We start from the raw sequence: 8,948 nt of genomic DNA, 5'->3' as shown, positions 1-8,948 counted from the left end.
CTATATATCCCTTATCCTTTTTAAAAGATATATCCCACTCTCTAGCTCCATCATCCATGTACTTATAATTTCCTAGCTCTAAAGTATGCCCTTTATACACATCATCATACCTTAGCTTTATATCCTCAAATAAATGATTTCTAACATCATATGTTGTTGTTATTTCTCCATAAAGAAAAGCTCCTTGATATTCAAGTTTAGCTTCCCAATTACTTTGCCAATCTCCATTTTTTTCATATTCACTCTTTTTAAATATTTGATTAAGCTCTGTTCTTAAATAACCTAATTCAAATAACTTTTTATCATTTGAATAAAGAATATCATTTGTTGTTTTTCCTTCTTTTAATAATCGCTCATTATTATTTTGCCTTATTCCTATCTCTTCAGGCGTTGAAAAGTTTAGTGTCATATTAATCTTTTCTTTTTCTTTAGAAAGAGCTAAATTTGTTAAAAATAATTTTCTAAAGACATCTTTTTCTAAATAAATCTCTCCATCAAAGATTTTGATACTGTCAGAAGTTAATTTTAATTCCTCATTATTTTTTAAAATTCTATTATTCTTTGTGTCAATAATTACATCTTCTAAGCTATCACCTAGTTTGGCATTTACATTATTTTCTATTCTTTCAAAGTTTCTAAAGTTTATTAGTTCAAAAAATGAAATTAGGGGGAAATAAACCTCTTCATCCTTTATAAATGTAGAGTAAGATTCTGTTTTCCTTTCTCCATTTATATAAAGTGAGTATAGATGTATTCCATCTGTGTTTATTTCACCCCCATTTTCTAATATAAATTCTTCATCTGTTATGATTCCTTTCTCCATTAGTTCTTTTAGCTCCTGTTCTGTTGCTTGTCTTTGTGGAACTACTGGAATACTCTTTTTTTGAGTTTTAGTTTCTTGCTCTTGTTTTACTGGTGAATCTTCTTTAAAAAGTTCTAATGCTTTATTCTCTTCTTTTTTCTCATTTTGCAATTGATCTGTTTCTTGAACTTCTTCAATTGGAACAATTAATTTTTTATCTTGGCTTTCTTCAATAACTGGTTTAATAATTTGCTCTACACCCTTATTTTCTTTATTGTTTTTAGAAGTATATTTAGCTGAAATAAGGACAAGTGCTATTACTCCTAAAATAATAATACTTCGCTTTTTTTTCATTATTTTGTAATCTCCTTTTCTAATAGTTTGTTACCTTCCATATCCCTCACTGCAAGTTTTGGATTTTTTAAATTAGCTATATCTAGCTTTTGATTAAAGCTATTTTCATAACCTTTTAAAAGTCTAAAGCTATCTAAATATTTAGCTTCTTTTAAAGAAGAACTTTCTAAATAGACCTCTACTTTTGTTCTAATATTTCCAGTATTAGAGATTTTAAAACTAAGTTCATTGTTCTTTAATTTTGAATCTTTTATTTCTAAGTTTGGTTTTAAATCGCCCACATATCCTGCTAATTCTAATTTTAAATCAGTATAAATAATTACATTTCCATTACCTGATTTTTTAACACTAGGAATATTTATTTCTTTTATCCCCATTATTGCTGTATATTCACCTTGTTTTGCTTCTTTTGGAGCTTCTATATACACTCTAATCTTTTCACTTTGCCCTGATTTAAGTTTTAAACTTTTAGGATAAAATTCCATATATGGTGTCATATCTAGCCCATTATCACTTTTTTCCTTATAAATCCTATATCCAACCTCTTGATTCGTTGGATTTGTAATGTAAAACTCTTGCGTAGCTCCTTCTTTGTCTATTCGCTTATCAAATACAATTGGTGCTACTTGCATATATGCAAAAGTTTTAAATCCAAGAATAAAAAATAAAAATAATTTTTTTAATTTCTCCATGTAATCCCTCCATTTACTTTTTAAATTTATTAAATAGGGAGCAAGAAAAAATCCTTGCTCCTAACTTAATAAATCTAACTAACTTTTATTATTTTTTATAATTATAGAGACTTAACTTTTAGAGAAGCCTTAAATGTATTTGTTCCAATGTACATTCCTGGTTCTGCTTTTGTTCCCGCAGGAATAACTGATTGAACTAAAGTTCTCATTTGATTATCTGTAGCTTTAATCTCTCTTTCATGCTTAATAAAGTTAAATTCTGTGTCCATTGTCATTTTTGTAGAAGCTGTATCTCCTACTGCTGATAATTTATCAAGAGTTAATACATTAGTTGCAGGATTATAGTTTCCATTTGACACTAACTCAAATTTACCAGTATATTTTTTTGTTCCAACTGTTCCTACTCCATCAGCAGAGAATGGATGATTATCTGTTCTTTTTAAAATTGCTGTTCTTTCAACTACACTTCTATTTAATGTTCCTGCTAACTTTGTTCCATGATCAAATACCATAGTGTCGTATACATCATTATTTTCATCTACAATCACCAATTCGGGACCCTTTGGAACAATATTAACTCTTACCTCTACTGGAACTCCTGCACCTACTGTATCTCCTACTGCTGTTGCCGTTAGCATTGAGTCAACCATTTGTTGATTTGAACCTCCCGCACCCATTGCTACAGTTCCTAACCCTAATGCTAAAATTGATACTAATAAAAACTTTTTCATAATTTAATTCCTCCTGTTTTCTTTTTTATTTTTATTTAAAAAACTATATTAAATAGTTTTACTTAGCTTTTTTTCTTTTTAGATTCTATAAGAGCCATTAATAAAAGTCTTTTCATAATCTATTCACTCCTTATTATTTAATTTTTATAACTTGATCTAATACTTTTATATTATTAAAATCATAAAATACTATGTTCTTTGCATGGTTAGGTATTTCAACATCTATCTTTGTTTCAACACCATCAAATAATCTTGATATTGGATAAAGATCTGGTAACAAAACATTATTTTTATCTGTAAATCCTACTGCTAGTTCATATCCTCTTTTATTATTATTTTTAACGTGTGATCTAAACTTTTTCTTTCCATTTACCTCATAGAACTCTTGTTTAGATAACTCAAAAGGTTTATTTAAATCACCCACATAGGCAAACATTTCAAGTTCTAAGGCTTGTTTCATTTCAAATGTTTGATTTGTTTTCCCTGATTTTAACTTTTGAACATTTGGAGATTTTAAAGGATTAACATTTAAATTAAATGAATACTCCCCTTCTTTTAAAGAAGAATCTTCTTTAACATAAACTTTAAAACTTTTTTCTGATAAAGGTTCAATTGTTAATACTTTAGGATATATTGTTACTAACCTTGATATATCAGTATTTTCCCCAGTATTACTAACACTTATTTTCCACCTCATAGGTTCTTTAGAGGTGTTGACTATTGTAAACTCACCATAACCATCCCCTTTGTCTATTCTTTTGTCATAGCCTAAAGGATAGAATTTTAAGGCATAACTTGGTATTACATTTACAACAAACATAAATGTAAATAGAGCTGACATTAAAAACTTTTTCATAAATTTCCTCCTGATTTTTGAATAAAAAAAGCCCTACAAAAACAAGCACTTAACTTTAATTAAGCGTTTATTTTTGCAGGGCTACGGTTTTAAACACGACTTTCCTACTGAATATTCTATTGGAAATCAATTAGATAAAAGGGCTACGAGCTTCAAACACGACTCCTCTTATAAAGTTACATCAATTTCTGCAAAAATTATAGCATATATTTTACTGCTTTTCTACACTTTTTATAACTTTTTAATTGAATTTTAAAATATATTTTTCCAAATAAAAAAATAAGTTATAACTATAATTATTTTTTTCATAATTCCCTCCTAAGTTTTAAATAAAAAAAGCCCCACAAAAATAAGCACTTAACTTCAATTAAGCATTTATTTTTGCAGGGCTACGGCTTTAAACACGACTTTCCTCTTATAAAGTTACATCAATTTCTATAAGAATTATAGCATATATTTTACTGCTCTTCTACACTTTTATGATAACTTTTTTAAACTATGTCTTTCAAAATTATATAGGCTGGATATACAAACTCTTCAGGAATACACATCCAATATTTTTCAACTATACTACCTTCTATGTAATTTCCAGTGTACCAATAATTTTCTTCTGGACACAAGTATGCTTCCAGTTTTTTTATTTCTAAAAATTCTATATTTTCTAATTTTTTATCTTTTTTTATTTTCTCTAATATTTTTTTAGCTTCTTCCAATGAATAATAAGAACTTATACATACAACAGAATACTCTTTTTCAAATTCGTCATTTGCTGTATAATTTACTATTCTGTATTTTTCTCTTTTTGATAAAAATATCTTTGAATTATATTTACCACTCATGCTGTTTCTCGCCTCTTTTCTTCAGTATCTTGAATCTTATTCAAGTCTTGCTTCTCTTTACAATTGCTACATATAATTATATTTTCTTTAGTATTCATATAATCAAAGTCCATACTTCCACACTCACATTTAAACATATTCTCTCCAGCTTCTTAGACTTTTTAAATTTTCTAACTCTTCAGTTCTCATTAAATCTTCTACATAATATTCTTTTCTTAACTCCCAATATTTGTATGAACATAACCTTCCTAAATTAAAAGCTTCCTCATAATTTAATTTCCTTGCCTTCTTATTTTTAGGTTTTCTAACTTGGTTCACAAAGAATTTTATTTGTTTTTTATATTTTACTCTCTTTGTTTTCTTCCATTTTTCTCTCTGAAGATTATATTCAACCTCACGCTTTTCTCTATATTCTTCATAGCTTTTACATTCTTCTCTTTTTAGATCAATCTCTTTAGCGTATTTATTCCAATCGTCATATTCTTCTATTTTTAGGATTCTTTCAACCTTCTCACATGTGTATATTCCATATTTTTCATCTATATGCTCTTTTGATTTTTCTAAAAGAACTTTTGGTATTATAAATGATGTAGTTTTTACAAGATTAGAGTCATGTTCATGTTTCTTTTTCTTATCAGCTTTTAAATCTGCTAAAGAGATTTTTATTTCGATTTCATTCGCATAAAGAGTTCCTTTTGATAAATAAACAAAATCACATTCATGCCCTAAAGTACTTGAAACTCCTTTAGTACAAAAATAATCTTTATTATGTAATCTACAATATTCTACTAATGCTACTTCCATATCTTCTGTTGTTATTTTATCTATTTTTTCTTCTTTTAAAATTGTAGTAATTCGTTCTTTCTTCATATTTTGACTTCCCATATTTTCTCTTTAGATTATTTCACTCTTAGCTAAATTTCTAATATCAATAACACCTTCTCCACCCATTATATTAACTAGAGTATCTTTACCTATGAATATAACTTCAGAACAATAAACTCCATCAGCGGTTAAGAATAAATGCTTATGCTTTTCCCCTTGAATATAACCTAAATATTTCATTGGATTTATATATTCTAGCGTTCTTATTTCTGATTTTTCTTTACCCCATCTTTTTACCAAATTACCAGGAGTAATATATAAATTATCATCTATTTCAAGAGGTTCTTTTACTAATCTATCTTTTATTTCTTCATAATAAGCTAGATTATACCCACCACGTATTCTATAAATAAAAATATCTGGAGCTATAGTTTCTTTTCTTCCATATTTGCTTAAATCATCCATTATTTCGTCCTCAACTTTTTAAATTATTTTAATATTTTTCTAACATTTTTAAACTCTTTATAAGCTATTGCTCTATTTGTCATAGTTATCATTTTTGGATTTTTCCAATATAAATTTAATTCATTATTTTCTGTATCTGCTTCTACTGTTAAAAAATTTCCCATACTAGGAAGAGTTAATATTACCGCATACTCTTTATCTTCTTCTTTTAGTATTTCATATTTTTTAAATAGTGTTGGTTCTACTATTTTTAACATATTTATGTTCTTATAAATAATTACTGCTCCAATCATTATTAAACTTACAAATAAATTTTTTTTCATTTAACTTCTCCTACACCCAATTTTTTAAATTATTTTCACTATATTGCTTTAATTTTTCTCGTTCTTTCTCCCCTAATAACTTATGATAAAGCTCTCTTTTTTCTACACCATACTCTTTTAATAATTGTTTTTTTTCATCCTCGTTAAATTCTGTATTTCTATTTATTAAAATATCTGTGTCTAACTCGAAAATTACCTCTCTTAACTTCTCTATTTCTAAATCTTTTAATTTTTCTAAATCTATATTAATATTCATTTGTTCCAAGCAATATAGTTTTGTTGATCTTATAAAAGTTCGTGGCTTTATAACTTCTAACTCATAATCAGAATAAGGCGATTGTATTTCTGTTGAAACTACCATTAATATACATGTAAACCATAAACTCAACATTAGTAACATAAATAATATTGAACTAAATGTTTCAGAAAACATATTAAAAAATAAATTATTTGAAACTATTATCATAAAAATTATTCCCGTTAAAAAACTTGATTTAAAAAAATAATTCTTATTACAAAATGAGTCAACTTTTTTAACTCCTATTTTTTTTACAATAAACTCTTCAAATGTTATAAATAATACTCCTATAATAGCTATCACTAATATAACTACAAAATTAATTAAAATTTTATTCATTTTTACCTCCAATTTTCAAATTTTTTAAATTTTTTTTGTTTTTCAGCTAATTTTTTATCTTCTTCTATTATTTTTTTATATCTTCTTTTGAAATTCCATTTAAATATTTATTTCTTAAAGAATAGTGATATTTAATTTTATATAGAGTAAGTACAATCATCCCTCCGATTAACAATAATAATCTTTTTTCCATATTTTTCCCTCTTAGTTTTTATTTTCAATCTCTTTTTTCTATAATTTTTAAAAAAAGGAGAAGTACTCCTTCTCCTAATTTCTTAATTTTGTAATCTTTTTCGTAAACTTTTCTTCACAATTCAATTATTTAGCTTTGTTTTTCTACTCTCAAAGTTTTAAATAATTTGCAATTACAAATGATGAAAGAACTATCAACATTGGTATTGCCACATTTTTAGACAATATTAGCAATACTTTTTCAATTTTCTCTAAAGAATTTAAGTATTTTTTAGTTTTTTCATCTATTTCTTTTTCTCGAGTTTCAAAGATCAAGTTTTGTCGAGTGTTATAAAAACTATTTAAACATAAGAATACAAATATTATATAACCCCCAATTAACATTATTAAAAATTTCAGTAAACTTAAATTCGATTGAATCGTAGCTCTGATCATTTCATCCATCATTATATCTCCTACTTTTAATTTTTATGAATTTATGATTTCCTGTATCTTTTTTTCTTTTTTCTCTTGTATTTCTTTTAGTTTTTTTTCTCTTAATTCATTCAATACACTTTCTAAAAACCTTATATCATATTTCATCAGTTCTTCTTTTTTTAGATTTGGCTTTAGTTCAGTAATTTTCAGAGCTGTATATTCTTTTGAGAATAAACCAACTGTAATTAAACTTCCCAATAAAATTATTCCACTGCAAAATGCAATAAAACCTATAATAAAAGTTTTTATTTGAGATATTTTTTCAGTTATTACTATTAAGGTTAAGCCTAGTATAATAAAAAGACACCCTACTATTATAAATGAATCTCTGTTTAAAAATATAAATTCAACCATAACTACATTCTCCTTTTATAAAAATAACTTTGCTTCAATTTGGAACAAAGTTATTTTTTCTTTATATTTTTATTTCTCTAGCAATATTTCTTTTTCTATTTCTTTTCTCTTTTTTTCTTCGATTCTATTTATAATTTTTTCTAAACTTTCTAGATTTAATTCATTTAATTTTTCTTCTTTTAATGTAGGTACATCTTTCAATATTTTTTTTATTTTTTCATTTTTTACTTCTTCTTCTGGTGGATCTATACTAGTATTAATATAATTATAGATCATTATTAGTATTAATATAATTATAGCTATTGAATAAATAATTGTCATCATTAAATTTCCTCCTAATTAAAACTTATATATCATTCCTGCTGTTCCTAAGTGTTCGTCAAATAGGTATTTATATTCCACATATCCTGTTAATCCATTTTTTTCAAGTTCTAATTTAATTCCTAAATCTTTATACGAATCCTTCTCATACTTTGACACCTTAACTGAATCAGAACTTATATTATTCAATTTAACACTCATACTGTCATACGGGTTAGCTAGTTCATGTAAATATGTTCCAAATGCCTTTATTGTGCTTTTTACAGAGTTTAAATTAAATTCTTTTCCTACTTCAATTCCTGCTCCTGCTTCTACAGACCATACATTTTGCTTTTCTACATCTAATCCATAATTACCTGATTCATTAATAGAATCTTGCATTAAGTATGTTGCGTTTAACTCTATCTTTGGTTTAATAAAGAAAGAACTTACAAAATAGTCTTTAGATAATATATTATTTAATCCAATCCATTTATTATCTAAGTCTCCTTTTTGGCTTCCATAAACATCACCAAATTTCAGATCTCTTTTTAAATCTCCTGAAGATAATCCAAAGAATAGATTATTTGTTAATTGAATATCATTATTTTTATAGATTGAGTACATATTAAGTTGACCGAATGTATCTTCTCTTTTTGCATTATCCATATCAAATTTAGCATTTAATGTACCTATATTAGCAATAGTTCCTAATCTTAATTTAGCATTTATTTGTTTATCTGCTCCTAAGAATACTGACGATATATCTTCTTTATATCCACTTAAATTTGAGCTATCAGCTTTTATATTCTTATAATCTGCTCCACCAATAACTCTTAATTCTTTAGATGTTGGTTGATTAAATACGTTGTTTACTAATGTATCTCTATTAAATCTTAACATTTCAAGAGTTTGTTTCTTTAGATTTGGGTATATATCATTTCCAAATATATTATTTGTTGCTCTTGTAAATTCATCTGCATTATCTATTAACTTCAAATTATTATATAATTCTTGTCTTAAAATATCTCCATCTACATAGTTGTTTTCTAAATAGTTTGCAAAATTTGAATTGCTTATAATTTCATTAAAATTCTTTCT

At 25.8% G+C, this 8,948-nt stretch carries 15 protein-coding genes; all 15 read right to left on the bottom strand.

Translation table 11 applies throughout. From position 1 onward, the window contains the following. Window positions 1–1,156, bottom strand: a 1,156-nt coding sequence (locus ACRC8M_RS00075) for a cell envelope integrity protein TolA (protein ID WP_438527253.1), incomplete at its 3' end; no start/stop codon positions are given. Then, entirely contained in the window at window positions 1,156–1,848 is a 693-nt protein-coding gene (locus ACRC8M_RS00070) for a COG1470 family protein (protein ID WP_438527252.1), read from the bottom strand. The genes ACRC8M_RS00070 and ACRC8M_RS00075, both read right to left, overlap by 1 nt. A 101-nt stretch (window positions 1,849–1,949) precedes the next feature. Then, entirely contained in the window at window positions 1,950–2,579 is a 630-nt protein-coding gene (locus ACRC8M_RS00065; protein ID WP_438527251.1) for a hypothetical protein, read from the bottom strand. Between the two features lie 133 nt (window positions 2,580–2,712). Further along, window positions 2,713–3,435: a hypothetical protein gene (locus ACRC8M_RS00060; RefSeq protein WP_438527250.1), complete on the bottom strand. Its 723-nt coding sequence runs from the start codon at window positions 3,433–3,435 to the stop codon at window positions 2,713–2,715. 491 nt (window positions 3,436–3,926) lie between these two features. Beyond that, entirely contained in the window at window positions 3,927–4,274 is a 348-nt protein-coding gene (locus ACRC8M_RS00055; protein WP_438527249.1) for a hypothetical protein, read from the bottom strand. Next, on the bottom strand, window positions 4,271–4,411 hold the full coding sequence (locus ACRC8M_RS00050; RefSeq protein WP_438527248.1) for a hypothetical protein: 141 nt from the start codon (window positions 4,409–4,411) through the stop codon (window positions 4,271–4,273). Before ACRC8M_RS00050 ends, ACRC8M_RS00055 begins: the two co-directional genes overlap by 4 nt. Then, window positions 4,404–5,144 (bottom strand): hypothetical protein, encoded by a 741-nt coding sequence (locus ACRC8M_RS00045; RefSeq protein WP_438527247.1) that lies wholly within the window; start codon window positions 5,142–5,144, stop codon window positions 4,404–4,406. Before ACRC8M_RS00045 ends, ACRC8M_RS00050 begins: the two co-directional genes overlap by 8 nt. 24 nt (window positions 5,145–5,168) lie before the next feature. Then, window positions 5,169–5,564: a hypothetical protein gene (locus tag ACRC8M_RS00040; RefSeq protein ID WP_438527246.1), complete on the bottom strand. Its 396-nt coding sequence runs from the start codon at window positions 5,562–5,564 to the stop codon at window positions 5,169–5,171. A 23-nt stretch (window positions 5,565–5,587) separates the two neighbouring features. Further along, window positions 5,588–5,887, bottom strand: coding sequence for a hypothetical protein (locus ACRC8M_RS00035; RefSeq protein WP_438527245.1), 300 nt, complete (start codon window positions 5,885–5,887; stop codon window positions 5,588–5,590). A gap of 10 nt (window positions 5,888–5,897) precedes the next feature. Then, window positions 5,898–6,524, bottom strand: a complete 627-nt coding sequence (locus ACRC8M_RS00030; RefSeq protein ID WP_438527244.1) for a hypothetical protein — start codon at window positions 6,522–6,524, stop codon at window positions 5,898–5,900. Window positions 6,525–6,591: 67 nt separating this feature from the next. Then, on the bottom strand, window positions 6,592–6,717 hold the full coding sequence (locus tag ACRC8M_RS00025) for a hypothetical protein (protein ID WP_438527243.1): 126 nt from the start codon (window positions 6,715–6,717) through the stop codon (window positions 6,592–6,594). A gap of 149 nt (window positions 6,718–6,866) precedes the next feature. Continuing rightward, on the bottom strand, window positions 6,867–7,160 hold the full coding sequence (locus ACRC8M_RS00020) for a hypothetical protein (RefSeq protein ID WP_438527242.1): 294 nt from the start codon (window positions 7,158–7,160) through the stop codon (window positions 6,867–6,869). A 24-nt stretch (window positions 7,161–7,184) separates the two neighbouring features. Then, the gene (locus ACRC8M_RS00015) at window positions 7,185–7,547 is read right to left on the bottom strand and encodes a hypothetical protein (RefSeq protein ID WP_438527241.1); all 363 of its coding nucleotides are present in this window, start codon (window positions 7,545–7,547) and stop codon (window positions 7,185–7,187) included. Window positions 7,548–7,616: 69 nt separating this feature from the next. Then, on the bottom strand, window positions 7,617–7,871 hold the full coding sequence (locus ACRC8M_RS00010) for a hypothetical protein (protein ID WP_332485727.1): 255 nt from the start codon (window positions 7,869–7,871) through the stop codon (window positions 7,617–7,619). A gap of 15 nt (window positions 7,872–7,886) precedes the next feature. Next, the coding region (locus ACRC8M_RS00005; RefSeq protein WP_438527240.1) for an autotransporter outer membrane beta-barrel domain-containing protein at window positions 7,887–8,948 on the bottom strand (1,062 nt) is incomplete at its 5' end.

The organism is Cetobacterium sp., assembly GCF_051653945.1.
Lineage (GTDB): Bacteria > Fusobacteriota > Fusobacteriia > Fusobacteriales > Fusobacteriaceae > Cetobacterium_A.
The sequence above is the reverse complement of the archived record's forward strand: the minus strand, read 5'-3'. Positions and strand labels throughout refer to the sequence as shown.